Origin of the sequence: uncultured Moraxella sp. (assembly GCF_945873075.1) — a bacterium.
Taxonomy (GTDB): domain Bacteria; phylum Pseudomonadota; class Gammaproteobacteria; order Pseudomonadales; family Moraxellaceae; genus Moraxella.
In genome coordinates this window covers 13786-38326 of record NZ_CAMCBS010000007.1, presented here as the reverse complement: position 1 = coordinate 38326, position 24541 = coordinate 13786, and the positions used below count along the sequence as shown (strand labels likewise).

At 46.1% G+C, this 24541-nt stretch carries 24 protein-coding genes and 1 pseudogene; 8 read left to right on the top strand and 17 right to left on the bottom strand.

The annotated features are described in order from the left end of the window. Positions 1-21 precede the first annotated feature (21 nt). Both Q0N89_RS03750 and Q0N89_RS03745 read right to left on the bottom strand, forming a co-directional pair. Complete coding sequence (locus tag Q0N89_RS03750) at positions 22-423, bottom strand: hypothetical protein (protein WP_294033514.1); 402 nt, start codon at positions 421-423, stop codon at positions 22-24. Positions 424-572: 149 nt separating this feature from the next. Beyond that, positions 573-1190, bottom strand: a complete 618-nt coding sequence (locus Q0N89_RS03745; RefSeq protein ID WP_294033512.1) for an FxsA family protein — start codon at positions 1188-1190, stop codon at positions 573-575. A gap of 121 nt (positions 1191-1311) precedes the next feature. On the opposite strand from Q0N89_RS03745, the gene ruvC reads away from it, so the two are divergent. After that, positions 1312-1902 carry a crossover junction endodeoxyribonuclease RuvC gene (gene ruvC / locus Q0N89_RS03740; RefSeq protein WP_294033510.1) on the top strand — a complete coding sequence of 197 codons (591 nt, stop codon included), beginning with the start codon at positions 1312-1314 and terminating at the stop codon, positions 1900-1902. 160 nt (positions 1903-2062) lie between these two features. Here the strand turns inward: ruvC and Q0N89_RS03735 are convergent, their stop codons facing one another. Next, positions 2063-2923 carry an META and DUF4377 domain-containing protein gene (locus tag Q0N89_RS03735; RefSeq protein ID WP_294033508.1) on the bottom strand — a complete coding sequence of 287 codons (861 nt, stop codon included), beginning with the start codon at positions 2921-2923 and terminating at the stop codon, positions 2063-2065. Between the two features lie 258 nt (positions 2924-3181). Here Q0N89_RS03735 and Q0N89_RS03730 point away from each other — a divergent pair, with 258 nt between their 5' ends. Beyond that, positions 3182-3871 (top strand): TerD family protein, encoded by a 690-nt coding sequence (locus Q0N89_RS03730; protein ID WP_294033506.1) that lies wholly within the window; start codon positions 3182-3184, stop codon positions 3869-3871. Between the two features lie 66 nt (positions 3872-3937). On the opposite strand, the gene Q0N89_RS03725 is transcribed toward Q0N89_RS03730, so the two are convergent. The 5 genes from Q0N89_RS03725 to Q0N89_RS03705 all read right to left on the bottom strand — a co-directional run bounded on the left by Q0N89_RS03725 (position 3938) and on the right by Q0N89_RS03705 (position 8750). Beyond that, positions 3938-5536 (bottom strand): Na/Pi symporter, encoded by a 1599-nt coding sequence (locus Q0N89_RS03725; protein ID WP_294033504.1) that lies wholly within the window; start codon positions 5534-5536, stop codon positions 3938-3940. Between the two features lie 39 nt (positions 5537-5575). Then, entirely contained in the window at positions 5576-6271 is a 696-nt protein-coding gene (locus tag Q0N89_RS03720; RefSeq protein ID WP_294033502.1) for an aspartate/glutamate racemase family protein, read from the bottom strand. Positions 6272-6355: 84 nt separating this feature from the next. Next, the gene (locus tag Q0N89_RS03715; protein ID WP_294033500.1) at positions 6356-7054 is read right to left on the bottom strand and encodes an LrgB family protein; all 699 of its coding nucleotides are present in this window, start codon (positions 7052-7054) and stop codon (positions 6356-6358) included. 13 nt (positions 7055-7067) lie between these two features. Next, entirely contained in the window at positions 7068-7451 is a 384-nt protein-coding gene (locus Q0N89_RS03710; protein ID WP_294033498.1) for a CidA/LrgA family protein, read from the bottom strand. A 45-nt stretch (positions 7452-7496) separates the two neighbouring features. Beyond that, entirely contained in the window at positions 7497-8750 is a 1254-nt protein-coding gene (locus Q0N89_RS03705) for an FAD-dependent monooxygenase (RefSeq protein WP_294033495.1), read from the bottom strand. A 289-nt stretch (positions 8751-9039) separates the two neighbouring features. On the opposite strand from Q0N89_RS03705, the gene Q0N89_RS03700 reads away from it, so the two are divergent. Next, on the top strand, positions 9040-10203 hold the full coding sequence (locus Q0N89_RS03700) for an MFS transporter (protein ID WP_294033493.1): 1164 nt from the start codon (positions 9040-9042) through the stop codon (positions 10201-10203). A 4-nt stretch (positions 10204-10207) separates the two neighbouring features. Here Q0N89_RS03700 and Q0N89_RS03695 read toward each other — a convergent pair whose 3' ends face one another. The 6 genes from Q0N89_RS03695 to Q0N89_RS03670 form a co-directional block, all read right to left on the bottom strand. Further along, positions 10208-10573, bottom strand: a complete 366-nt coding sequence (locus Q0N89_RS03695) for a hypothetical protein (protein WP_294033491.1) — start codon at positions 10571-10573, stop codon at positions 10208-10210. Beyond that, positions 10570-10806: a hypothetical protein gene (locus tag Q0N89_RS03690; RefSeq protein WP_294033489.1), complete on the bottom strand. Its 237-nt coding sequence runs from the start codon at positions 10804-10806 to the stop codon at positions 10570-10572. Before Q0N89_RS03690 ends, Q0N89_RS03695 begins: the two co-directional genes overlap by 4 nt. Before the next feature lie 82 nt (positions 10807-10888). Further along, a complete protein-coding gene (locus Q0N89_RS03685; protein ID WP_294033487.1) occupies positions 10889-12925 on the bottom strand; it encodes a UvrD-helicase domain-containing protein in 2037 nt (678 codons plus the stop codon). Between the two features lie 83 nt (positions 12926-13008). Continuing rightward, the gene (locus Q0N89_RS03680; protein WP_294033485.1) at positions 13009-14319 is read right to left on the bottom strand and encodes an ATP-binding protein; all 1311 of its coding nucleotides are present in this window, start codon (positions 14317-14319) and stop codon (positions 13009-13011) included. A gap of 230 nt (positions 14320-14549) precedes the next feature. Next, positions 14550-14798: a DUF333 domain-containing protein gene (locus Q0N89_RS03675; RefSeq protein ID WP_294033484.1), complete on the bottom strand. Its 249-nt coding sequence runs from the start codon at positions 14796-14798 to the stop codon at positions 14550-14552. A 35-nt stretch (positions 14799-14833) separates the two neighbouring features. Further along, a complete protein-coding gene (locus Q0N89_RS03670) occupies positions 14834-15826 on the bottom strand; it encodes a polyprenyl synthetase family protein (RefSeq protein ID WP_294033483.1) in 993 nt (330 codons plus the stop codon). A gap of 271 nt (positions 15827-16097) precedes the next feature. Here Q0N89_RS03670 and Q0N89_RS03665 point away from each other — a divergent pair, with 271 nt between their 5' ends. Both Q0N89_RS03665 and Q0N89_RS03660 read left to right on the top strand, forming a co-directional pair. Continuing rightward, a complete protein-coding gene (locus Q0N89_RS03665) occupies positions 16098-17180 on the top strand; it encodes a 3-deoxy-7-phosphoheptulonate synthase (protein ID WP_078254250.1) in 1083 nt (360 codons plus the stop codon). A gap of 167 nt (positions 17181-17347) precedes the next feature. Continuing rightward, the gene (locus Q0N89_RS03660) at positions 17348-18055 is read left to right on the top strand and encodes a Smr/MutS family protein (protein ID WP_294033480.1); all 708 of its coding nucleotides are present in this window, start codon (positions 17348-17350) and stop codon (positions 18053-18055) included. A 63-nt stretch (positions 18056-18118) separates the two neighbouring features. Here the strand turns inward: Q0N89_RS03660 and Q0N89_RS03655 are convergent, their stop codons facing one another. The 3 genes and pseudogenes from Q0N89_RS03655 to glnK all read right to left on the bottom strand — a co-directional run bounded on the left by Q0N89_RS03655 (position 18119) and on the right by glnK (position 21314). Then, the gene (locus Q0N89_RS03655) at positions 18119-19435 is read right to left on the bottom strand and encodes an NCS2 family permease (protein WP_294033478.1); all 1317 of its coding nucleotides are present in this window, start codon (positions 19433-19435) and stop codon (positions 18119-18121) included. Positions 19436-19655: 220 nt separating this feature from the next. After that, a pseudogene (locus Q0N89_RS03650) lies at positions 19656-20858 on the bottom strand (ammonium transporter); the annotation flags it as partial. Positions 20859-20975: 117 nt separating this feature from the next. Then, positions 20976-21314, bottom strand: coding sequence for a P-II family nitrogen regulator (gene glnK / locus Q0N89_RS03645; RefSeq protein WP_078254254.1), 339 nt, complete (start codon positions 21312-21314; stop codon positions 20976-20978). A gap of 285 nt (positions 21315-21599) precedes the next feature. On the opposite strand from glnK, the gene lpxB reads away from it, so the two are divergent. The 3 genes from lpxB to Q0N89_RS03630 all read left to right on the top strand — a co-directional run bounded on the left by lpxB (position 21600) and on the right by Q0N89_RS03630 (position 24502). Continuing rightward, positions 21600-22856, top strand: a complete 1257-nt coding sequence (gene lpxB / locus Q0N89_RS03640; protein ID WP_294033475.1) for a lipid-A-disaccharide synthase — start codon at positions 21600-21602, stop codon at positions 22854-22856. Next, positions 22853-23632: a ribonuclease HII gene (locus Q0N89_RS03635; RefSeq protein WP_294033473.1), complete on the top strand. Its 780-nt coding sequence runs from the start codon at positions 22853-22855 to the stop codon at positions 23630-23632. Before lpxB ends, Q0N89_RS03635 begins: the two co-directional genes overlap by 4 nt. Positions 23633-23755: 123 nt before the next feature. After that, on the top strand, positions 23756-24502 hold the full coding sequence (locus Q0N89_RS03630; protein ID WP_294033471.1) for a hypothetical protein: 747 nt from the start codon (positions 23756-23758) through the stop codon (positions 24500-24502). Positions 24503-24541 lie beyond the last annotated feature (39 nt).

Genomic DNA, 24541 nt, shown 5'->3' with positions numbered 1-24541 from the left:
CTTTTTGAGTTTCATATTTGCTTAGTAGCGATTGCCGATATAGGTAAATTCAAGCACATCGGTGGTATAGCGACCCGTTGGGCGACAGCCTGCTGCATAGCTTTTACGAGTACCACGCAAGACAACCTTACGCTCGGTCACGACCGTGCCAGTTACGCGATATTCGATTGGTACTGCACAATATTTGGAAAACACACGAGCTGTCCCGTAGTACTTATTGCCCTGACGCACGCCATCGAACAATACCGTGCCACTATCCACACCTGCGCCTGCCATGCGATTGGTGGGTACTTCGTAGCTGAACACTCGGTTATTACCATACGCTTGCAGGCGCATGATTGAGCCATTATGATTCCAAAATGTATCCGCCAAAGCAGGTAATGATGCACTCATTAACGCACAGCAGGTCAGTAACTTTTTCATGGCAATCTCCAATTTTTTAATTAATCAATTTTATTATTTTAGCATAATTTTCAAAAATATAAATGATTCTGCTGTGCAATCAGACATATCAGGACAACAAACCCCCGATACGAGTGCATCGGGGGTTTGGTTATTGTGGTGAATTTGAGTTATTCATCATTCGCTGATGTGATGCGTTTGACATCTTTATTGACAGGTTTGGCATCACCATCGACCGTCGTACCGCCAAATGGACTTTTGCCAAATGGGCTACCGCCAAACGGATTGCCTTGACCGAATGGATTTTGACCATTCATATTGCCAAATGGGTTTTGACCGCCCATCGCCCCAAAGCCCTTGCCACCCATTTGATTTGCCATCATCTGCATGAGCTTGTCTTGGTTTTTCATGGCGTAATTTTTGGCTTTGGTTGTTAGCATCTTTTGGACAAATGGCAACAGTAGTAGCACCGCCACCACATCGCTAATCAGACCTGGTAGCAAGAACAGCACGCCTGCGATACCAGATGCGACAGCCTTAGCAACCAGTCCTTCTGATGGCTGATTGGCAGGATTAGGGATGACGCCACTTTGCATGGCTTTGACCTGCTGAGCCATTGGATTTAGCGTGCCGGCAGCCTTGCGGATGAAATTTAGACCAATAAACACTGCCGCCACGAACCAAAAGAACACATACCAGCCACTCATACCCGGTAATTGGGCGACCAAATACCACACCAGCATCTCAATGATGAACCAAACTAAGGCAATACCAACCAAAGCACCCATGAATATATCCTTCAAAAACAAATTAAAAAGCAAAAATCGCTAAAAATACGCTATACTATCAAACTATTTGGGCGATTGGCAAATTTTCAAGCCCATCAGCACTTTTGATGACAAATTTACTATGACTCTAATCATCGGCATCGACCCCGGTTCACGCATGACAGGCTATGGCATCGTCAGCACCGAAGGCGACAAAATCACCTTTTTGGACGCAGGCACTATCCGCACCAATAGCACCGAGATGAGCGAACGCATCGCCCAAATTTTCTCAGGCATCACCCGCATCGTCACCCATTACCAAAAATACAGCGACAAGCCCATGCACGCCGCTGTCGAGCAGGTGTTTATGGCGTCAAATCCCGACTCAGCACTCAAGCTCGGTCAGGCTCGTGGTGCAGCAATTGCCGCCTTGACCGCACTTGATTTATCCGTCTCTGAATACACCGCCCGCCAAATCAAACAAGCCGTCTGTGGTTATGGCGCAGCGGACAAAGAGCAAGTCAGTGCGATGGTCTGTCGTATCCTATCACTTGAAGTCATCCCACAGCAGGACGCCGCCGATGGCTTGGCGTGCGCCATCTGTCATGCACATTCAAGCCACTCAATGCATAAGCTACTGGGCAATACCGCCCTACTTGGACGCAGCAGCACCAAGAAAAAGGGGCGCTGGCGACTGGCTGATGATGATTTATTACGCCTAAAAAATCGCTGAAACTGCTAAATAATGTTAAAAAGCTAAAAAATAAAAATAAGAGCGTATCACGAACACTTAGTTACTTTTGCACAATCCTATCAATAAAAAAATCCACTTTTTGAGTAAAGTGGATTTGTGTCTTTTAACCGGCTGAAACAACTTAAATAGCTTAAACAGCTTATTTGACAATCTCGCTCATCACTGTCATATCATAGACATAGTATGGATTTGGTTCGCCATTTGGGTTGTTGTAGGCGTGTAGTCGGATGATTTGGCGTAACTCAGGATTGTGCTCAAAGCCTTCGATATTGCCATAAAAAGTACGCCATGCGCCCGAACCTACCTTGATACCACGATCATCATAGTTGATGTTGCGTACTCGTAGGCAGAGCTGATCCTTGCCTGATTTATCCACGCAGTCAGTCTTGGTCGGATCAACTTCCCAAAATAGTGTCACAGGCTCGCCAAAACGCACTTCAGGCTTCATCATGCCTTGCCAGCGCATTACTTGTGCGCCGTGAGTCTGAATTAGCGTCGCCGTATGGCTGGCATTGTCTTTTTGTAGAGCAAGGGTGCTATGATTTAATTCTTTAAAAAATTTCGTCTCAAGCTCATCAAGCCCAGCACATGCCTTGCGTGTACTCATCATATTTTCATCAAGTGAAAGCACACCATTAGTTAGGCTAAATGCACCGCTGTGAAAATTACAGCCAAGCGTATAAGAGATACTCTGATCAGCGGTGAAATTCAGCTTACTTTGATTGGATTTGATGATATCTTGATACGGTTGTCGCACCGCCCCTTGGACGGTGGCATCCACCAAGGTCCAATTGTATTGAGCCAACAGATCTGCCGTCGGTGTGATGGTCGAGTTTGACTGCATTTGGACAGTAGTCGGTTTTTTTCCAATATCTTTGGCTGCACTATTGACCACATCACCTACTTGATAGCACGCACTAAATAGTGTAGCTGCTACAAGAGATGAAGCAAGTACAGGTAAGATAGAAACAAACGACTGCTTAAATACTGACAATTTCATGAACATCACTTTTCGGGTTTTTAGCATGAGCTATTTCATACTGGTGAGTTTACTTGATTTGATGGTTGCTATTGTAGCATGTCTTTGATATCTCAACACCTTAGTTTTGTAGTGATTCGGCTTGGCTTTGATGTAGTTTTGTTAATACTTGTATACTTTTGAAAGAAAATCATTCTTAAATGATATATGATAGCGAAAATTGATAGGAATTTAGGCATTGATTTGTTACAATAGCTGAAATTTCAATTGGTTATTCCCATGAGCACGATACAGACAGATACCACCTTGCCAGTAGCACCATTAGCTATCAGTCCACTGAGTGAGCATTCATTGATTGAGCTTGGACTTTTGGGCAATAGTTTGGTCGCCTGTGTCAGCTATCACGAGACCAAGCTTGCACGGCGTGGGTTGGATGCGCTGCTTGCCAAGCTACCAATCATGCCAAAAGGTAGTATTGCTTTAGACATCGATTTAAGCTGTCTGATGTACGATCATCAGCATCAGCTTGTTGATTGCGTTTGGTATGGTCAATTAAGAAATACCAACGAATCCATCCGTCATGGTGGTGATGCACTAAACGGTGCGATAAATTTTGAAGAAAGTTTAATCAATCAAGAAGAAATTCGCCTACGCCCAGATGAGATTGATGCATCTGTTTCGCATTTGGTTTTTGTGATGACAAGCTATCATCATCAGCCGCTACGACTTGCTCAAAAGGCGGTGGCAAGCTTTATGGATAATGAGCAAAATATCGCACATCAGTTCAAGCTTGACACCTTGCCAAAAGACTGTACAGCACTCATTACTTGGCATCTACATCGCTCTGGCGATGATTGGTTGATCCAGTCACCATTGATGCCGATCACACCTGCTCGTCAAAGTGAGCAACACATCAACACACTTGATACCGCCATCAAAGAATATCTTGGTAAAACCATCCGCTTCTAGACAGTCGTGACTATAGCACTCAAAAAAACCAGATTAATTAGCGCTCATAACATCACACCTTATCCTTCAAGGATTTGCATACTCTTCATCTTCGGTAGGCATTGCTAGCAGTCGCACCATCTTGGCACTGTGTTTAACCAAACGATCAAGCCAACGATGTGCAACAATCAAATCAAGCGCTTGTGCTACATGAGTCTGACTCAGTGCCGACTGCTCAATGATAGCAAAACGAGCATCGGTTTTTTGGGCTTTCATTGAATCACCAAAATGCACAAAACCTTGTGCAAACTGCTCAGGTAGCCACCTTGGCATATCAGCCAAATAAGCTGTCAGCATCTCAAATTGATCGATCACCTGTTGCATCTGAGCAGGATCCATATGGTCGCGTAGTACATCAATGAATGCTGCATGGGTCAAATCTTCACGCAGGACACGGATATAGACGATTAGCTGAAGCAGGCGCATGAGATTTTCTTGGTCGGATTGCGCTTGGGGTACGGGCATTTTTTTGAGATAATTATCCACTTTTTGTAAACAATCATCCAGTGGTGCGCCATCCACTTGACTGCCCGAAATCTCGGCACGATATGCTCGGATGACTTGGTTTAGCACGCTTGCTGTCGTCTGACACAGCGCCTGCTTGGCAGCACCAATAGCGACCGCAGGCATCGAAAATAAGCTTTCATCCAGATAATGCGTGTTCGACGCATCGATGCGCTCAGGAATCATCCACTCAAGCAAGCGCTGCAACTGATGAGTAAACGGCATAAACAGCATCGCCCCCATCACACTAAATGCTGTGTGAAACAGCGCAATAATCAGCACATTCTCCCAACCGACAAGCACACCATCACGCACCTGCCACAGCACCGCAGGCATCAGCACAAAGAACGCCACCACCGCCGTCACCACATTGAACACCACATGCACCGCCGCCGTACGCTGCGCGCTCACCGTCGCCCCGATGGCTGCCAGTACCGCTGTGGCGACCGTGCCGATATTTTGACCGATGACGAGTGCCAATGCCTGTGGCAAATCAATCGCCCCGCCTGCCAGTGCTGCCAAAGTTGCTGTAATCGCTGCGCTTGATGACTGCAAAAGAATGGTCATCACAATGCCAATCAGCACCAAAATCAGCCGTGTCATCAAGTCATCATTCGACCATCTGGATAAATCCACCTGTTCGGCAAAGCCCGCCATCGCTGATTGTAGAAAGTCAATCCCGATAAACAACAGCCCAAAACCCGCCAAAGCAAGTCCGAGTAATGCTGTGGTATTTTTGCCAAGCAGTTTCATCATTGCACCGACGCCCACCATCGGCAGGGCAATCATCGATACCGAGAACTTGAGCCCCAAGAGCGCCACCATCCAGCCTGTGCTCGTCGTACCGATATTCGCACCGATAATCACGCCGATGGCTTGGGTGAAGCTAAGCACCCCTGCACTCACAAAGCCAATAGTCGCAAGCGTGGTCGCCGTCGATGACTGCACCACCAGCGTAAAGCCAATGCCCGACATCATCGCCTTGGTCGGCGAGCCTGTAAATCGCCCAAGCCACTGACGCAGACTCTCGCCTGCCATCGCCTTGAGACTGTCGGTCATCAGACTCATACCAAGCAAAAATAGACCGATACCGCCTGATAGCTGAATAATGATTTGTTGCACAATACTCCTTGTTTACTGATGGTTTTATTAAAAATCCAATTAAACAGATGATAAAATAAATGTCGCCCCTGCCATCGCATGAATCTGCGCTGTATCGAACACCGGCACAGGCACATCCGCTTCATTAATCAGCAGTCCAATCTCGGTACAGCCAAGCACTACCGCTTGTGCGCCTTTTTTTAATAACGCTTGGATAATTGTCAAATACGCACGCTTTGACTCATCACGCACCACGCCAAGCGTCAGCTCATCAAAGATAATCTGATGAATCACTGCCTGCTCTGATGGCGTCGGCACAATACACTCAATGCCAAACTCTGCCAGCTTATCCCGATAAAATGTCTCACTCATGGTAAATGCCGTGCCTAGCAGTGCCACCCGAGTGATGCCTTGCTGACTGATAGTCCCTGCGGTGGCATCGACGATATGGATAAATGGCACATCAATCACCGCCTGAATATCGTCCGCCACCTTGTGCATGGTATTGGTCGCAAGTAAAATCCCATCAGCACCCATCTCGCACAATCGCTTGGCGCTATTTGCCAATATCCGCCCCATCGCCTGCCAGTCGCCTTGTCGTTGTAGATTGGCAATCACTTCAAAATTCAGACTATCAATCAACAAAGGCGCAGATGTATTCGCCCCGCACGCTTGATTGACAAGCTGATTGATACTTTGATAATACAGCACCGTCGATGCAGGCGACATACCGCCAATAATACCAAGCGTTTTCATGAGTTTGTAGTCCTTATTTTCCAGCCCTTTGATAACCTCATCAATCAGCCGATGAATCAGGGCAAGTTGTCATTTAATTGCGTGCTAAGGAATCAACCAAGGTACAAGCACAGGTGCTAAAAATGCTGTCAGCACCCCATTTAAAATCAACCCCAAAGTCGCATACGCCACATAGCGAGAGCCAAGCTGCATGGCTCGCACCGTGCCAAGTGCGTGTGATGCACTGCCAAGCGACAGCCCCATACCCATCGGCAGCCTAAGCCCACAACGATGTAGCACCCATACGCCGACGATTTGCCCCACGACGCCTGCTATCAGCACTGTCGCTGCCGTGATACCGATGACGCCACCTAGCACCGTCGTCACTTCGATGGCAATCGGCATGGTGACGGATTTGGCAGCGGTGGCTATCATACTATCGGCACTACCGCCTAAGACTCGCACCAAGCCAACACCGGTAACAATCCCCACCACACTGCCAATCAGCTGTGAGACGATAATCGGTAGCCACTGCGCGCGGATTTTTTGCCACTGAATATACAAAGGCACTGCCAAACACACCACCACAGGCTGTAGCCAAAAAGTGATATAACTGCTCGCCTCTTCAAAGCTTTGCCAAGAAATATCGGCAAATTTTAGCACCGCAATCACAATTACAGTCGTGACTAGCGACGGATTTAAAATTGCTAAACCCGTGCGAGCTCTTAGCCATACGGCAAATTCAAACACCCCAATCAGCAGTATCAGCAACAAAAACGGGCTAGTCAATAATTCCTGCCCCATTATCAGCCATCGCTCAAACATCATCCACCCCTGATTGGTGCGCCTGATAGCGAGATTTTTGTAGTTTGCGTAGCCAAGTGTATGAGCCTGCGGTGCTAATCAGCACAAGCACGGTACTCACCCCCACGCCCACGAGTAGCACCCACAAATCATCACGGATGATGTCCAGATACTGCATGATAGAGATACACGCAGGGATGACCAGTAGCACCAAATAATCCATCAGCACTTTGGCAAGTTTTTCGACGGTGGCAAGCTTGACAAGCCCTGATTGCAATGCCAAAAACAGCACCACAAGCCCAATCACGCTCGGCGGTAATGGTAAATCAGTCAAAGCAATGATGACTTGCCCGATGAACAAACAGCCAAATACCACCAATATTGCCTTTAAAATCATGGCAAACTCTTTTTAATAATCATTTATTTGTCAGTATAGGTCGGATTAAGATTTTAGACCCATTGCATAAGTCGCTACCAAAGGCTTAATCCCTGGGATTTTATCAAAGCATACCAAGCCAAGATTGCGAGCAAATTTCATCACAGGATTGGGGTGAGTGAAACTGCCCACCACCGTATCGCAGAATTTAATCACTCGTTTTTGGTCAGCTAGGCGGGATTTTTCGTATTCTGCCAAGCGGTCATATTGCCCAAAATCTGCCTTATCGCCATCATCTTGCACCGCTTTGGCAAGCAAATTAGCAAGGGCATAGGCATCTCGTAGACACAGATTAAAGCCTTGTCCTGCCACAGGGTGCAAGGTGTGCGCCGCATTACCCATGATGACAAATCGCCCTGCCACCTGTCGATGCGCTAGCACCTTAGTCAGTGGATATGCGCCACGCTTGCCCGTCGCCACAAATCGCCCCGCATCAGCACCAAATACCGTCTGTAGTGTCGATAGGTATTTTTCGTCATCATTAAGATATTGCTGCTCTTCACCTTTTGGACAAATAAACACCACCGAACGCCGATAACCTGCCGTCTGCTCTGTACCGCCATCGCCCACACCATCGGTCAGTGGTAGCACTGCCAAAGGCCCTGCACTGCTAAATCGTTCAATCGCTTCATGACGATGTGGCTTATCGGTCTGTACCACGCCCACGATACCCACCTGCTGATAGTCATGCGTATCGACATCGATGTGTAGTAGCTGTCTGACCTTTGAATGCTGACCATCGCACGCAACCACCAATGGCGCTGATAGCATCTGCACGCCGTCATCGCTCTGTACGGTGATGCTTGCCGTATGCTCATCTTGGGCAATGTTCGTCACGGTCGCACCATCGATAAGTGTGATAAGCTTACTTTGCTGAACGGCGAGTAGTAGCTGTCTGCCCAGATACGCATTTTCCATCACTTGCCCAAAGCTCTCCACGCCTTCTGCCTTTTTATCCAAAGTCGCCCGCCCAAAGCTACCCAGCTCGCTAATGAGCACCTTATCAATGCGACAGGCATGACTTTGCAAACGCTCCCACAGCCCAATCTCTTGATAAATCTGCACCGTACGGCGTGACAAGGCGGTATTGCGAGCATCCAGATAGTGCTTGCGTTCGGTGTCTGCTTCAGGTGCGATGACAGGATAGCGGATATGCTCAACAAGCGTGCTTTTGATGCCGTGATGCGCCAGTAGCAGTGCAAACGACAGCCCAACATGACCACCGCCGACGATTAGGACAGACTGAGTATGTGTATTCATATTATTGTGCCAAACTTGATAAAAATTGTCTGCTATTCTACACCTTTACACCATATATGACTAGTTTACACAGCGACAAATTCGCCAATCTGCCCTGCGCTGTGTCAGTTTTATATGATTTTGCTAAAATTTATAAATCTTGTGATAGTTTTTGGCTATGGTTATGATAATGACAAGCAATTTCCCCCCTTTATCGTTGGCATGATACAATGTATCTCATTCTCAAATTGGCACAGCCATCAGCCAAGATTTTACTCATTATTCTACTCATAATTAAAAGTCAGCACCTATGACCCATCACGCACCAAGTTTATCCGAAAAATTCACCATCGCCATGATTGGTTTTTTTGCTTTTTTACAAGTTTATTCTGTGCAGGCGATTTTGCCCGTGCTTATCCATGATTTGAATGCCAATGAAATCGAAGCCGGCATGGCGGTCGGTGCAACGGTGCTTGCCATTGCCGTGATTTCACCTTTTATCGGGATGCTGTCGGATGGCTTGGGGCGTAAGCCATTTATCATCGGTGGGCTGTTTTTGCTTGCCGTGCCCACAGGCTTGATTGGGCTAAGTAGCAGTATGAGTGAGATTACCGTGTGGCGGTTCTTACAGGGGATTAGCGTGCCCGGCATTACGGTGGTACTGATTGCGTATATCAGCGAAGAATACTCGGAACATATCGCTACGATGATGGCGCTGTATGTGTCTGGGACGGTGCTTGGCGGGTTTAGCGGGCGGTTTTTTGCAGGGCATTTGGAGCATTTTATCGGCTGGCGGTATGGCTATGGCGTGATGGCGATTTGTACGCTGATTGGTGCTTTGTGGGTGCTAAAGACTCTGCCCAAGTCCAAAAACTTCGTCGTCAGTGAGTCTTTTAAAGATGCCTTTGATACGCTGATTGCACACACCAAAAACCCCCATGTCATCAGCAGTAGTATTCTTGGGGCGTGCGTGCTGTTTACTTTGGTCGGCTGTTTTACTTTTGTCAATCTGCATTTGGCAGATGCGCCGTATCAGCTATCCACCGCTGACCTTGCTAATATTTTTAGTATTTATCTCATCGGCATGGTCATCACGCCCTTATCCGCCAAAATCACCACCCGATTTGGCACAACCACCACCATCATACTTGCGGTGCTGACATCTGCTGTCGGCATTGGTATGACTTTATTGACGCCACTGTGGGCGGTGATTGTCGGGCTGACCTTGATGTCATCGGGCGTGTTTGTGACCCAATCGGCAACCATCAGCTATTTGACCAGTCATGTCAAGCACGGTCGTTCATTGGCATCAGGGCTATATTATATGGCGTATTATGGTGGTGGTTTTATTGGTGCGTGGATTTGTGCGCTTGCTTATGCGCAAGGTCAGTGGCTATGGACGGTTGGGCTGATTTTAATTTTGCAAGTGATTGCACTGGGTATCGTGGTGGGCTTTATGCGTGGGCGTGAGTGAGATATTAAGTTTGAAGGTACGCTTCGCTTGGTAGCACCAAAGGCGGATGAGCTGATAAATCCACTAATACAATTTGGTCATCGCCAAGCATATAGTGTAATACATATTCGCTAGTCATATCCCCTGCATCACCCACATAACATGGAATGCCAATATGATAGTGCCAAAGGTTGTATTTTTTGGCATACATAACCCTTTCAAGCCAATTGGGATGATTGGTTGGTACTTGGTCTGAAGATTTATTGCGACCAACCAAGCCTATCAAACCATGTTGCTCAACATGATTGACAAATGCCAAGATTTTAAGCAAATCAGCTTTTGGAAAATTTTTTAGGTGCTGGCGAAATTTTTCGCCGTACAATACCTTCATGAATGCACCCAAGCCAAAAATGCTTCTTCATTCTCAAAATTAGGCATTGGCTTAAATTCAGTATCCATCATCGCTTTCATGCGATTCAAGTCATAATCAAACTCGCCATTAGCATAACTTGGCGTTGGATTTAGCGTTGCAATCACCTTGCCATTTTGGGTGATAGCCAAAGGTGCTTGCAAATTGGCAATTTGCTCTTGTACCGCCATTGGCAATGTTGCAATATCAATCATAAATTTACCCCTAGTTGGTGGCTGTACTTATTTTAGCATCAAACTTATCAAAGCCCAACCACCAAAACCATCTCAAACAAACCTAGCCCCGCTTTTTCGCCGCCAACATCGCTTGGATATTGGCAAGATAATCTTGCGCTACTTGCTTAGGATCTTGTTTGATTGCGCCTTTTTTGGCAGGATAATCAATATGCTCAAGTGGCAATTCATCCAAGAATCGTGATGGCGTGGTATCTTTGAGATCCTTACCGGCACGGCGTTTTTTGGCAAGTAGTAGCGTCAACTCTTGGCGAGCACGAGTGATGCCGACATACATCAGGCGTCGCTCTTCTTCGATGCTATCTGTGATGATCGAATTGCGATGTGGCAAAATCTCTTCTTCACAGCCGATAATATACACAAAATCAAACTCAAGCCCCTTAGCAGCGTGTAAGGTCATTAAGTTTACCTTATTGGTATTTTCTTCTTCTTGCTGTTGCTCAAGCATATCAAGCAACACAAGCTTACGAATCACCGCATCAATGGTCTGCTCATCTTCATCTTCGGCACGGTTAATCAGTGCGGTGATGCTTGAGTACAGCGACTCAATATTATCAAGGCGTACCTTTTCTTGTTGTGGCGTCTTGGCATCTGATTTGACATAGTCAATGTAGCCTGTCTCAACAATCATCTGACGCACGAGCGGCATCGGATCAGGATTATCATACAAATCGCGAGTATATCGCTCAATAAATTCCCCAAAATCCGCCAAAGTATTGCTTGCCTTATTGCCGACAGCGGATTTTAGCCCCGCATGACTACACGCCGCCAATAGCGAGATGCCATATTCTTGGGCAAGCAGTCCAAGTTTTTCAAGCGTCGCCGAGCCTAGACCACGCTTAGGCGTATTGATAATCCGCAAAAACGCCGCATCATCATCAGGGTTGATGATAATTCGTAAATAGCTCATCACATCCTTAATCTCAGTACGAGCAAAGAACGATGTGCCGCCCGATAGCTTATAAGGAATATCCAGCTGTCTTAGCTCAGTTTCCAAAATCCGTGCCTGAAAATTACTCCGGTACAAGACCGCATACTGCTCCCAAGTGTTGCCATGACGCAAGCGATGGGTGAGAATCTCTTTGGCGACACGCTCCACTTCATCCAAATCACTCGGGCAAGTAATTACACGAATCAGCTCGCCATGCCCCTTATCCGACCACAGCGATTTTTCAAAAATGTGCTCATTGTTGGTGATGACCGAGTTGGCGGCGTTTAGGATACGATTGGTTGAGCGATAATTTTGCTCAAGCTTCACCACCGTCAATGACGGGAAATCTTCTTTGAGCAGTGCCATATTCTCAGGCTTAGCACCACGCCACGCATAGATCGACTGGTCATCATCACCAACGACCGTAAAGCGAGCCGTCACACCGACAAGTAGCTTAATCAGCTCATACTGCGCCGTGTTGGTATCTTGATATTCATCGACCAGCAAGTAACGCACACGATTTTGCCATTTGTCACGCACATCTTTATTCTCGGTCAAAATCCGCACCGGCATCACAATCAAATCATCAAAATCCACCGCATTATACGCACGCAGATTACGCTCATACAATCCATACAGATGCGCAAACATCATATCTTCAGGGTCTTCGATGGTCTCGGCTGCCTGCTCAGGGCTGACCAAATCATTTTTCCAGTCCGAAATCATCTTGATGGCTTTTGCCACCAGCTCACGACTCTCAGCGCCGCTCATATTGTCACGGGTCATCAGCTCCATCAACAGACGCTTGGAATCATCGCTATCCATGATCGAAAAGTTGGATTTAAGCGGTGTATTTTTTAGCTCAAAGCGTAAGAATTGTAAGCCAAAATGGTGAAATGTCGATACCGTAAGGCCTCGAGTTTTCTCGCTTGGTAGTAGCTTTTGGACACGAGCTTTCATCTCCCTTGCCGCCTTATTGGTAAAGGTCATCGCCGTGATGCGATCGGCGGGGATGTTGCAGTTTTGGATGAGATGGGCGATTTTGCGTGTAATCACCGATGTCTTGCCCGACCCTGCACCTGCCAGCACCAAAAGTGGCCCTGAAACATGGATCATCGCTTCGTGTTGTCGTGGATTTAACTGACTCATGACTGCTCTTTGTTATCGCTAAAACTGGTTATTATAAAAGATTTTTTAGGGAAATGGGGAAAATTTGCCAATCATCGCACTCATCACTGCCTATCAAACAATTGACCAAATGCACCGATGGCATACAAAGGCACATTCATCATCCACTCTTGCTCACGAAAATCCGCCATCGAAAACCGCAATGCCCATGCTGGTTGATAGTCATCCACATACACCTTTAGGCTTTTTGATTTTAGATTTTCTTCAGCTTTTACTTCAATTGGTACAACGGATTGGGCATATTGCACCACAAAATCCACTTCCGCCGTGCCTTTTTCTTTTGCCCAATAATGCACCCGGTAAGGCTGCACCACCATCAATTGCTGTAGCACATATTGCTCGGTCAAAGCCCCCTTAAACTCCGAAAATAATCGATTGGCTTCAAGTAGCACCGTAAAATCAAGCTCGCTCATAGCGCCAAGCAGTCCCACATCCAGCATAAACAGCTTAAATGCACCATCAGCATAAGCTGAAATTGGTAAATGTGGTTTTTTGATTCGATCAACTTTATGCACCAATCCACTATCAATCAACCATTGTAGTGCAATTTCATAATCTTTACTTCTTGCACCTTTTTTCAGTTCAGAATAGATGAATTTCTTATTTTCTTTTGCTAATTGGATTGGAATGCTCTGCCACATCGCACGCACCCGCTGTAGTGTCTGCGTATCGCTGATGTGCTTAGAAAAATCCTGCTCATAAGCCATCAACAATGCCCGCTGCACACTTCTGACGGCATCCAAATTCTGGGTATCAATAAAGGTCTGCACAGCTTCGGGTATACCACCCACTGCATAATACAGTCTTAATAAATCAATCAATTGAGATTTCATAATCTGCATCATTGACCAGTCCCTATGCTGAATCAATGATAACAACCGCTCCTGATTCATCGCCTGCAAAAACTCTTCAAAATCCATCGGGTACAAAGCCAAAAAATCCACCTTACCCACAGGAAATGATGCCTGATGATGAATGGATACGCCAAGCAATGACCCTGCGGCAATAATCGCATAATCAGGCGCATTTTCATAAAAATATTTTAAAGAACTGATGGCTTTTGGCACTGCTTGAATTTCATCAAAAATCAGCAAAGTATCAATCGGATCAATATCGACGCCCGACTCAATTTGCAAACCCAAAATCAAGCGATCAATATTAAAATCTTGCTCAAACAATGCCTGCATTCTAGGGTTGTGATCAAAATTGATATAAGCCACCTTGTCAAAATGCTGTCGCCCAAACTCTTTCATCGCCCAAGTTTTACCTACCTGCCTTGCACCTTGGATAATTAATGGCTTACGTTTTGGATGAGTTTTCCAAAGTTCGAGTTTTTTTAGTATGTGGCGTTTCATGATTTGTCTCACAAAGTATCTTGCGCTTAAAATATCTTGTGTTTATTGTAGCTGTTTTTTGGGTAAAAATCAGCAAATATACACTTTTTCCTTTGAAAAAATGTCACACAATCACACTTTTTCGTACGAAAAAATGTATCAATACCACACTTTTTCCTTTGAAAAAATGCAGAACCCATCCATCAAGCAAAAAAAATCCGCCCATTAGGACGGATAAATAAGCAATCATCTTACTTAGCGTGCTTGCGGAAATATTCCCACTCTTCGACGACTTGACCATTTGGCAGATGGCACAGTGCATATTCACCGCCGTTGCTATCGGTGCGACGCTCCGATTTACCGCCTTGATTGAGACAAAATACCGTTGCAGGGTTAGCAAGACCTACCATCGGCTCGCTCGCCTTTGGCGTTTCGGTTTTGGTAGCACAGGCGGTTAGTAGTACACTTATCGCCACAGTCGTTAGCAGAATTTTTTTCATATCTTTACTCAATTTTAATTGATTTATAAGATAGCTTATACCAAACGACTGCTTGCCAATTGGGTCAGCTGATACAGTCCATCACGATAGCGGTTATTTGGCAGGCTTGATAGCGCATCTTGGGCAAGCTTGGTTTCTTCGAGTGCTCGTGCTTTGCAATAATCGAGCGCACCCGAACTTTGTACCAATGCAATCAGCTCGCCTGCATCGTCCACTTTGCCCGTCTGCACGGCGATACGCAGTTTGTCATAATCAATGCTGTTGTTATTTTTTAGGATTTCTAATGTTTTGATGATTGGTAAAGTTGGCTTACCTTCCGCCAAATCATCGCCCAAATTCTTACCCATCACCGCCGCATCACCGCTAAAATCCAGCACATCATCAATCATCTGAAAGGCATTACCAAAATGATAAGCAAACGCCCCAAGCGCATCCAGATGCTCATCACGACCTTGTAAAATCGCAGCGCCCTTTGTTGCCATCATAAATAGGCGTGATGTCTTGCCATCGATGATTTGTAGATAATCATCTTCGACCGTCTCAGGATTGTGCTGATGCTGTAGCTGTAGCACTTCACCTTCGGCAATATCACAAGTGCCATCACTAAATAGCTTAAGTAGTGGCAGATTATTAAAACCTACTAATAAATTAAACGAGCGAGCAATCAGATAATCCCCAACAAGCACCGCTGTGGCATTATCCCAAGTGGCGTTCGCTGTCGGGCGACCACGACGCAAACCCGACGCATCGATGACATCATCATGCACAAGCGTGGCGGTATGCAGCATCTCGGTAATCGCCGCCAGTTGCATCGCCTGCTCACTTTGGACATCGGCAAGCATTCGCGCGGTCAGTAGTGTAATCAAGGGGCGCATACGCTTACCGCCTGCGTCGATGACGTGCTTGGAGACACTCATCACCAGTTGCACTTTTGAATTAAGACTACCAAAAACCTGCTTATCCATAATCGCAAAGTCGTCAGCGACGATGGCTTGAATGTCGGCATAAGTGGGAATAGAAGCTGTCATATAGGCACGCCAAAAATCTAACAAAAATTTACCGTATCATACCATATCACGCCGTGTTACTCAAAAATCTTGCACGATGTTTTTGTGAAATTCGCTAAATTTGTTTAAAAATTAGCCAGTTGGTTTGCTTAGAACAATTTTTCATAACTAATTGTTATATTTTCATACACAATTTAGCCAGCTAACACTTGTAATACAAGTCAAGTACAGGCATAATGTTGTCTTTGAATAAATTGTGGTATCTTAGCCAATATTGACGGAAAGCCAAGTTATGAGCCAAACAAGCACCCAAAACACAGAAATCGACGACGTGAACATCGAAAAAATCATTCCACTGATTACCCCAAGCAGCCTAAAAGCCGAATTACCGCTATCTGACACCGCCTATCAAACCGTATTAAACGGTCGTAAAGTCGTGCAAAACATCCTAGATGGCATCGATAAGCGCATCTTGGTCGTCGTCGGTCCTTGCTCTATCCATGACACCGTAGCCGCTCATGAATATGCCGATAAATTAAAGGTGCTTGCAGATGAGCTAAAAGATGAGCTGTTCATCGTAATGCGTGTATATTTCGAAAAACCACGCACCACCACAGGCTGGAAAGGTCTTATCAATGACCCTGATATGAACGACAGCTTTGATATCGAAAAAGGTTTGCATATCGCTCGCAAGCTACTGCTTGAGCTGAACGAAAAAGGTCTGCCTTGTGCCACCGAAGCGCTTGACCCGAACACCCCACAATATATGCAAGACCTAATCAGCTGGTCAGCCATCGGCGCACGCACCACCGAGAGCCAAACGCACCGTGAGATGAGCTCAGGTCTATCTTGCCCAGTTGGCTTTAAAAACGGTACAGATGGCAGTATGACCGTCGCTGTCAATGCCATGCAAGCGGTGCAATCAGGTCATAGTTTCTTAGGCTTATCAAGCGATGGTCAAGTCGCTATCATCAAATCAAAAGGCAATAAATACGCCCATGTGGTGTTGCGTGGTGGTAATGATAAACCAAACTATGACGAAACCGCTGTCGCCGCTGCCGAAAATGAACTTGCCAAAGGCAAAACCAATGGCAAAATCATGATTGACGCCAGCCACGCCAACAGTGGCAAAGACCCATACCTACAGCCGATGGTCATCAGCAATGTTGCAGGTCAAATCGCCAAAGGCAACAAATCCATCATGGGTCTGATGATTGAAAGCCATCTAAAAGGTGGTCGCCAAAACATCCCTGCCGACCTATCACAGCTAGAATACGGCAAATCAGTCACTGACGGCTGCCTAGATTGGGAAGCGACTGTTGAGACATTGCGTAGCTTTGCTAAAGAAGTTAAAGAACATCTGCCAAATCGCTGATTGGGCAACTTTGCACTACTTTTAGAAGTATTTGTGATAAAGCAAAACCGTCATTCGTGGCGGTTTTTGCGTTATGGCGTTATAATAGCCGAACAATCGCTTGATTCACCCAATTTTGATTAACCAATTCACATTACCAATTTATCAACTTAAACAACGAGCACCCCATGAGCAATCCTAGTTTTAAAGATTTATTATCCAAAGAATTTCGTGATAATCTTAAAAATCTCGCCAAACCATCAACCAAGCCCGAGAGCGATACAGGCAAGCCTACCGACCCTGTTCATCTTATGAACGCCAAACAAGTCGCTGGCGAAGTCAAACGCTTTAACCACGATGCCATCGACGAAGACAAAGTGCTGTTTATGCAGGCGATGAGCGGTGTCGCCCCACTCAAAACTGATGCCGTCGTCAGTCACCGCCCTGCCAAAGCTGATGAGAATGCCCTGCGTCGCCGTGCTGCTGCCGAAGGTGGCGAAGAGCTACTTGGTGCTAATTTATCCGATATGCAAGCCCTGCTTAACCCTGTGGCAGGCGAAGCGTATTTGTCGTACAAAAATCCAACCTTGCAGAACAAGATTTTTGAGCAATTAAAACAAGGCAAACTGCGCTGGTATGATGCGGTGGATTTGCACGGCTCAAGCATCGAAGACGCCCGCAATGCGGTACAAACCATCATCGCCAATGCCCTATCAAATGGCGAAACTGTGGTCAAAATCGTGCATGGCAAAGGCAAAGACGCCATCATCAAAACCTGCGTCAATGGCTGGCTACGCCAAATCAGCGATGTCATGGCATTCGTCTCCGCACCCGCCAATGACGGTGGCAACGGTGCAGTGCTTGTACTGCTGAAGAAAAAGAAACTGGATAAATAAGTAAAAAAATCACCCCAAAAGCACTGAACTTTTGGGGTGATTTGCTATGGATAATGGCTAAGTTTAGCCACCAAACATGGCAAATTTAAATACCCACAATGCGGCGATAATCCACACCATATACGGTACGCTCTTTGCCTTGCCTGTCAATAGTTTAATCAATGCATAACTGATAAAGCCCATCGCAATGCCATCAGCAATCGAATAAGTCAACGGCATAAATACAATGGTCAAAAATGCCGGCGCGGCTTCGGTGATATCCGTCCAGTCAATATCAAGAATCCCTTGAATCATCAAAATAGCGATGAACAGCAGCGCAGGTGCAACTGCAAAGCCCGGAATCGACTGTGCCAATGGTGCTAAGAATAGACAGCCCAAGAACAGCAGTGCCACCACCACAGTGGTCAAGCCTGTGCGACCACCTGCCGCCACACCTGATGCTGATTCGATGTATGGCGTGGTTGATGATGTGCCAAGTGCTGCACCTGCGACAATCGCCGCCGAGTCGGCAAATAAGGCACGCTTGAGTCGTGGTAATTTACCATCAACAAGCAGCCCTGCACGATATGACACGCCCACCAAAGTCCCTGTCGAGTCGAACAAATCCACCAAGAAAAACACAAAAATCACGCCAATCAGACTTGCGGTAAACAGTCCATCAAAATCCATCTGCATAAAGGTCGGCGCAAGTGATGGCACTTCACCTACGATGCCTTGAAATTCATTATGCCCTGTCAAGGTTGATAACGCAGTCACCACCAAAATACTGATGATAATCGCCCCTGTCACACGAAAATGATGCAGCACAATCATCATCAAAAAGCCCAAAAAGGCATACAGCACCTGCGGGGATTTCATATCGCCAAGCTGTACCAAAGTGAACTGATTGGCGACGACGATGCCTGATTTTTGAAAGGCGATAAACGCCAAAAATAGCCCGATACCGCCACCGATGGCAAGCTTTAATGACATCGGAATCGCATTGACAATCTGCTCACGGATGCTTAATACACTGATAATAAAAAACACCACGCCCGAGACAAACACCGCTGCGAGTGCCGTCTGCCACGGCACTGCCATCGCCCCAAGACACACGGATGCAAAATAAGCATTGAGCCCCATACCTGGTGCTAAAGCAATCGGATAATTTGCCAATAGCCCCATGACCAGACAGCCAATCGCCGCCGCCAAACAGGTCGCCACAAAAATCGCCCCATGATCCATCCCTGTCTCTGATAGGATGATTGGGTTGATGATCATGATGTAGCACATGGTCAAAAATGTGGTCAAGCCAGCAATGGCTTCGGTTTTGACGGTCGTGCCATTGGCTGATAAGTGAAATAATTTTTCAAAGAAACTTGAAGAATGTGAACTTGACATAAGCCAACCTTAAAATTAAAAAGAGCCATCATCAAGCAAATGCTCAATTTAGCTCCCCAATGCAGTCATTTGAACGTTAATCAGTTGATAAGTTACAATCAAGCAATATGATAGCACACTTTGATTAACAATACATCTTGTTATCATATTTAAGACTATCCATCAATACAAACACCATTTAAGCATCTGCCTAAATGGTGTTGGTTTGGGTTAATTGCGATTAATCCGCAATTTTTTCGCCATGGATAGCTAGGTCAAGACCTTGATATTCATCTTCGGCATCGACACGCAGACCGATGGTATATTTGATTGCAAGTCCGATGATGGCAGTCATCACAGCACTATATGCGATGGTAGCTAGTACGCCTTCGATTTGTAGCCATAGCTGAGATGCCATGCTGACATTTGCTGCATCAGGATAAATCTCAGTGCTGACGAACACCCCAGTCAATACCGCACCAACGATACCACCCACACCATGCAGACCGAACGCATCTAGGCTATCATCAATGCCCAAGCGACGCTTACCATATTGAATCATCAAGAAACACGCTACCGCAGTCAAGACACCGATAGCCAGCGCACCTGAAACATCCACAAAACCTGCCGCAGGGGTGATACCTACCAAGCCTGCAATCGCACCTGATGCACCGCCCAACGCTGACGCCTTGCCACGAGCGAAGTATTCGCACACCATCCAAGCGATTGCACCGATTGCCGCTGCCACTTGTGAGACGACGAGCGCCATCGCTGCACTGCCATTAGCACCCAGTGCCGAGCCGCCATTAAAGCCAAACCAGCCAACCCACACAAGACCCGCACCAATCAAAGTCAATGACAAGTTTGCCGGTGCAAGATTGCCTTTGCCATAGTCTTTACGCTTGCCAAGCAGTGCCGCTAGCACAAGACCTGCCACACCAGCATTGATATGCACCACAGTACCACCTGCAAAGTCAAGCGCATCGCCAGTCAACCAGCCACCACCCCATACCCAATGGCAAATCGGCGCATATACAAGCAACACCCAAGCTGCCGAGAACCACATAAAAGCACCGAATTTGATACGCTCAGCCAATGACCCTGCCAAAATCGCCACCGTAATCACCGCAAAGGTCAATTGGAAAATCACGAACAAAATCACAGGAATCGTACCGCTGACATCATCGAGCCCAACGCCTGCCAGCATGGTATTGGCAAAACCACCGACAAAGGCATTCATGCTACCTTCAGAAAACGCCAGCGAATATCCAAGTACCACCCACAGCACCGACACCACCGCCGTCGCCCCATAGCTATGCATCATGGTTGATAGAATGTTTTTCTTACGCACCATCCCTGCATAAAACAGCGCAAGCCCCGGCAAAGTCATCATCAGCACCAACGCTGTCGAGACCAGCACCCACGCTGTATCACCGGTATCTAGCACATCTTCGGCAAATGCCACATTCGACATCCCCAAAAGCCCAAGTCCCAATAAGGCTGATTGCCACTTTCTTAACGCTTTCATTTGCTACCCCTTTTGCATTTGATTTGTCTGAGTTTATAAAGCTGCTTCATCCATCTCACCGGTGCGAATGCGAATGACTCGCTCAAGTGGTGTCACAAAAATCTTACCATCGCCGATGCGACCAGTATTCGTTGATTGCATAATTACTTCGATGACTTGATCAACCATCTCATCGGTGGTGGCGATTTCAATCTTCACTTTTGGCAAAAAATCCACCACATATTCAGCGCCACGATACATCTCGGTATGACCTTGCTGACGACCAAAACCCTTGACTTCGGTGGCAGTGATGCCTTGCACACCAATCTCAGATAAGCCTTCACGGACTTCATCGAGCTTGAAAGGCTTGATGATTGCACTGATTAGCTTCATAACTTTCTCCTATTGCTTCTTGGTAACTTTGTGTATCTTGTTTGTTGTTACATAGTATGCAAAATTTCCATGCAAATGAAAAACGGTTTATTTTTATAAAACTCGCTTTATTTATCATTTTTTCTTATGTTTTAATAATTATAAGTGTTCAATATTATTTCTTATGTTTTTATATGTTTTATTAATATATAAATTTTGGCAATGTTGCGTGGATAATTTGGGATAAAAATTGCATAAAATGGGCAATCTGCTACAATAACAGCCAGTCTTTTTAAAGGTCTTTTTATGACAAGCACCACTCTTCCCGTCAAGCCACTCACCATCGGTATCGTCGCAGGCGAAGTCTCAGGCGATGCACTTGGTGCGGATTTTATGCAAAAAATGAACGCCATCCATCCGCACATCCGCTGGGTGGGTGTCGGTGGCGCACAGATGATGGCACAAGGACTTGACTCGGTGATACAGATGTCTCGCCTATCAGTGATGGGCTTGGTAGAAGTCATCAAGCATCTACCAGATTTACTTCGTGCAAAAAAAGAGATTTTGACAGCATTTGATGATACCAAGATTGATGTGTTTGTTGGGATTGATGCGCCTGATTTTAATCTGCGACTGGGCAAAGTGCTTAAGCCAAAAGATGTGTATTGCGTACAATATGTCAGCCCATCGGTGTGGGCATGGCGTGAAAATCGCATTCGCGGCATCAAGGCAGCGACTGATTTGGTGCTGTGTCTATTCCCCTTTGAGCTTGGTGTCTATGCCAAGCACAAGCACCCCGCCGTCTGCGTCGGTCATCCACTACTTGCCAAGCTATCTGCCGACACCCGAGCACAGGCTGATAAGCGTGCCGAGCTGATTAATGCATTGCCAAAGTTTCCTGATTTGGCAAAGCTTAACAACGCCAAACAAGTGATTTGTCTGATGGCCGGCTCTCGCACATCAGAGATTAATGCCATCTTGCCACTACTGATTGACAGTGCCAAATTATTGGCAAATCAGCAGGCGGATTGTCAGTTTATCCTACCTGTGGTTAGTCAAGCACACGCCGAATTGGTGCAAGCCTATTGCCAAACACACGCTGGTGAATTGGCAGATAGTATTCATATTGTGCATAATGATGGTCAATTTTTATACACATCAAATCTGGGACTGAGCCAAGCTTGTATGAATATCAGTGATGTCGTGCTACTTGCATCAGGCACAGCAACGCTTGAGTGTCTACTGCTTGAGCGTCCGATGGTGGTGGTGTATAAAGTGAGCGCCATGACCTATGCCATCGCCAAACGACTGGTCAAAATCCCCTATGTTAGCCTGCCAAATATCCTATCGCATCAGCAAATCGGTCAAGCTATCGTGCCTGAACTCATCCAAGCCGATGCCACAGCGATGGCAGTGAGTCAGCAGGCGCAGATGATTTTGGCAGATACAACCAAACAAACCACCAAGCTACAGCAAACAGCCAAGACACTGCGAGCTGATAGCCATGCCAATCCTGCACAGGCGGTGCTTGATGGGTTTTATAAAAATAAGGCGGCCTTATGATGACTTACCCTCTTGAGCAGCTTTGCACCATCACCACCAAAGCTGATGCCAAGCCCATCACAGGCGCACAGCTTGTTATCGGTGTTGATGAAGTAGGTCGTGGGGCGTTATTTGCTAATATGACCGTGTGTGCGGTGATTTTGCCCGATGAGCTGACGGGTCTGTTTGGTGAGATTGATTTGAGCGATACACCGCTTAAATTACTCAACGACAGCAAAAAACTCACCGAAAAACGCCGTGAAAGCTTGTTTGAGCCGATTAAGGCACTAGCTCTGGATTATGCCATCGTCGATGTACCACGAGCTGTGATTGACACGATTAATATCTCAAAGGCAACGATGCTTGGGATGCGCCTTGCGATGACTAGCCTGATTGCCAAGCATGGACTGTCTAATGACACTACTCTTTTGGTGGATGGTAATGAATTTCCGTTATTTGATGATGATTGGGCACGGTTTTGCCATCGGCAGACGATGATCAAGGGCGATGCCACGCACACCACCATCGCCTGCGCCAGTATCCTTGCCAAAGTACATCGAGATCGACAGATGATTGCTTATGGTGCAAAGTATCCAGAATATCGCATCGACAGTCACAAAGGCTATCTGACTGCCGTGCACAAGGCTGCCATCATGACACACGGGATCTTGCCCGAGCATCGACGCAGTTATATGCCGATTACACAGCTGTATCGAGATGGCTTTGTGAATAATGCTTATTGGGTGGATGGCGACGCTACTACATCCAGCTACATCTCGGTAGAAAAGTTATTGTAACGAATATTTTGTCACCATACACCGCTGTTGGGTTTTTGTAAATATGGCTTTGTAGGCTTTTTAAATTAATACAAAAACAGCTATAATGCGACATCTATTTCATAATCATTTAAAAGGTTTGTTATGTCCAGACTGCTTAATTTCAAGCATTATACACTTGGTGCAGTTGCCGCTATCACTGCCGCTATGGTGGCTTTTTCTTCTACCGCCCATGCCCAAAACCGTGTTTCTGTCGGTGATAGCATTGCTGAAGGCTTTCCAAAAGCCTCAAAAACCATGCCAAATGGCGTGACTCATCGCTTTGCCAAGCACAGCAAAACACCGCCAGTGATTCTTAATGAATATATCCCAGCCGCCAAGCGCAGTGGCGCATTACAAGGTGCATCAGTATTCTTATCAACTGGGCTATCGAATTTTTCGTACGCATTTTATGGCGGTGATGCTAAGCGTACACAACTTGAAGAAACCATCTTTAATCAAATCAAAGAACTAAATGATGGTGGTGCAGCCATGGTGATGGTACTTGGCGTTGCTGAAGACTTTGATTCTAAAAAAGGTACTTCAACCAAAATCATGAAAAAAACAAATTCACATCAGCCAACTGATGAAGGTGCTGAGATGAATGCATGGTTGGCTAATATTGTTGCCAAGGCTGTTAATCAAGGTTTGAAAGCGCAATTTCTAGGCGCAATCCCTGCATCAGAAACTTATGATGATGTCCATGCCAAAAGCTCGTGGTATGGCACAGTCGAATGGAATTTTGGTGAAAAGAACAGTAATTCATACACAGCGCCTATGATCGAAGAATCAAAAATTCCCGCTGCTTTGAATATTAATGTCACCAAAAGCATCGTTTCATCAGTAAAATAATCTTAACAATACACAATCTGCTTAATAAAAAAAATAACG

Coding starts and splice junctions, on each gene's coding strand:
- Q0N89_RS03750 (WP_294033514.1), bottom strand. CDS start 423: ATGAAAAAGTTACTGACCTGCTGTGCGTTAATGAGTGCATCATTACCT.
- Q0N89_RS03745 (WP_294033512.1), bottom strand. CDS start 1,190: ATGGGTGCTTTGGTTGGTATTGCCTTAGTTTGGTTCATCATTGAGATG.
- ruvC (WP_294033510.1), top strand. CDS start 1,312: ATGACTCTAATCATCGGCATCGACCCCGGTTCACGCATGACAGGCTAT.
- Q0N89_RS03735 (WP_294033508.1), bottom strand. CDS start 2,923: ATGAAATTGTCAGTATTTAAGCAGTCGTTTGTTTCTATCTTACCTGTA.
- Q0N89_RS03730 (WP_294033506.1), top strand. CDS start 3,182: ATGAGCACGATACAGACAGATACCACCTTGCCAGTAGCACCATTAGCT.
- Q0N89_RS03720 (WP_294033502.1), bottom strand. CDS start 6,271: ATGAAAACGCTTGGTATTATTGGCGGTATGTCGCCTGCATCGACGGTG.
- Q0N89_RS03715 (WP_294033500.1), bottom strand. CDS start 7,054: ATGGGGCAGGAATTATTGACTAGCCCGTTTTTGTTGCTGATACTGCTG.
- Q0N89_RS03710 (WP_294033498.1), bottom strand. CDS start 7,451: ATGATTTTAAAGGCAATATTGGTGGTATTTGGCTGTTTGTTCATCGGG.
- Q0N89_RS03705 (WP_294033495.1), bottom strand. CDS start 8,750: ATGAATACACATACTCAGTCTGTCCTAATCGTCGGCGGTGGTCATGTT.
- Q0N89_RS03700 (WP_294033493.1), top strand. CDS start 9,040: ATGACCCATCACGCACCAAGTTTATCCGAAAAATTCACCATCGCCATG.
- Q0N89_RS03695 (WP_294033491.1), bottom strand. CDS start 10,573: ATGAAGGTATTGTACGGCGAAAAATTTCGCCAGCACCTAAAAAATTTT.
- Q0N89_RS03690 (WP_294033489.1), bottom strand. CDS start 10,806: ATGATTGATATTGCAACATTGCCAATGGCGGTACAAGAGCAAATTGCC.
- Q0N89_RS03685 (WP_294033487.1), bottom strand. CDS start 12,925: ATGAGTCAGTTAAATCCACGACAACACGAAGCGATGATCCATGTTTCA.
- Q0N89_RS03680 (WP_294033485.1), bottom strand. CDS start 14,319: ATGAAACGCCACATACTAAAAAAACTCGAACTTTGGAAAACTCATCCA.
- Q0N89_RS03675 (WP_294033484.1), bottom strand. CDS start 14,798: ATGAAAAAAATTCTGCTAACGACTGTGGCGATAAGTGTACTACTAACC.
- Q0N89_RS03670 (WP_294033483.1), bottom strand. CDS start 15,826: ATGACAGCTTCTATTCCCACTTATGCCGACATTCAAGCCATCGTCGCT.
- Q0N89_RS03665 (WP_078254250.1), top strand. CDS start 16,098: ATGAGCCAAACAAGCACCCAAAACACAGAAATCGACGACGTGAACATC.
- Q0N89_RS03660 (WP_294033480.1), top strand. CDS start 17,348: ATGAGCAATCCTAGTTTTAAAGATTTATTATCCAAAGAATTTCGTGAT.
- Q0N89_RS03655 (WP_294033478.1), bottom strand. CDS start 19,435: ATGTCAAGTTCACATTCTTCAAGTTTCTTTGAAAAATTATTTCACTTA.
- glnK (WP_078254254.1), bottom strand. CDS start 21,314: ATGAAGCTAATCAGTGCAATCATCAAGCCTTTCAAGCTCGATGAAGTC.
- lpxB (WP_294033475.1), top strand. CDS start 21,600: ATGACAAGCACCACTCTTCCCGTCAAGCCACTCACCATCGGTATCGTC.
- Q0N89_RS03635 (WP_294033473.1), top strand. CDS start 22,853: ATGATGACTTACCCTCTTGAGCAGCTTTGCACCATCACCACCAAAGCT.
- Q0N89_RS03630 (WP_294033471.1), top strand. CDS start 23,756: ATGTCCAGACTGCTTAATTTCAAGCATTATACACTTGGTGCAGTTGCC.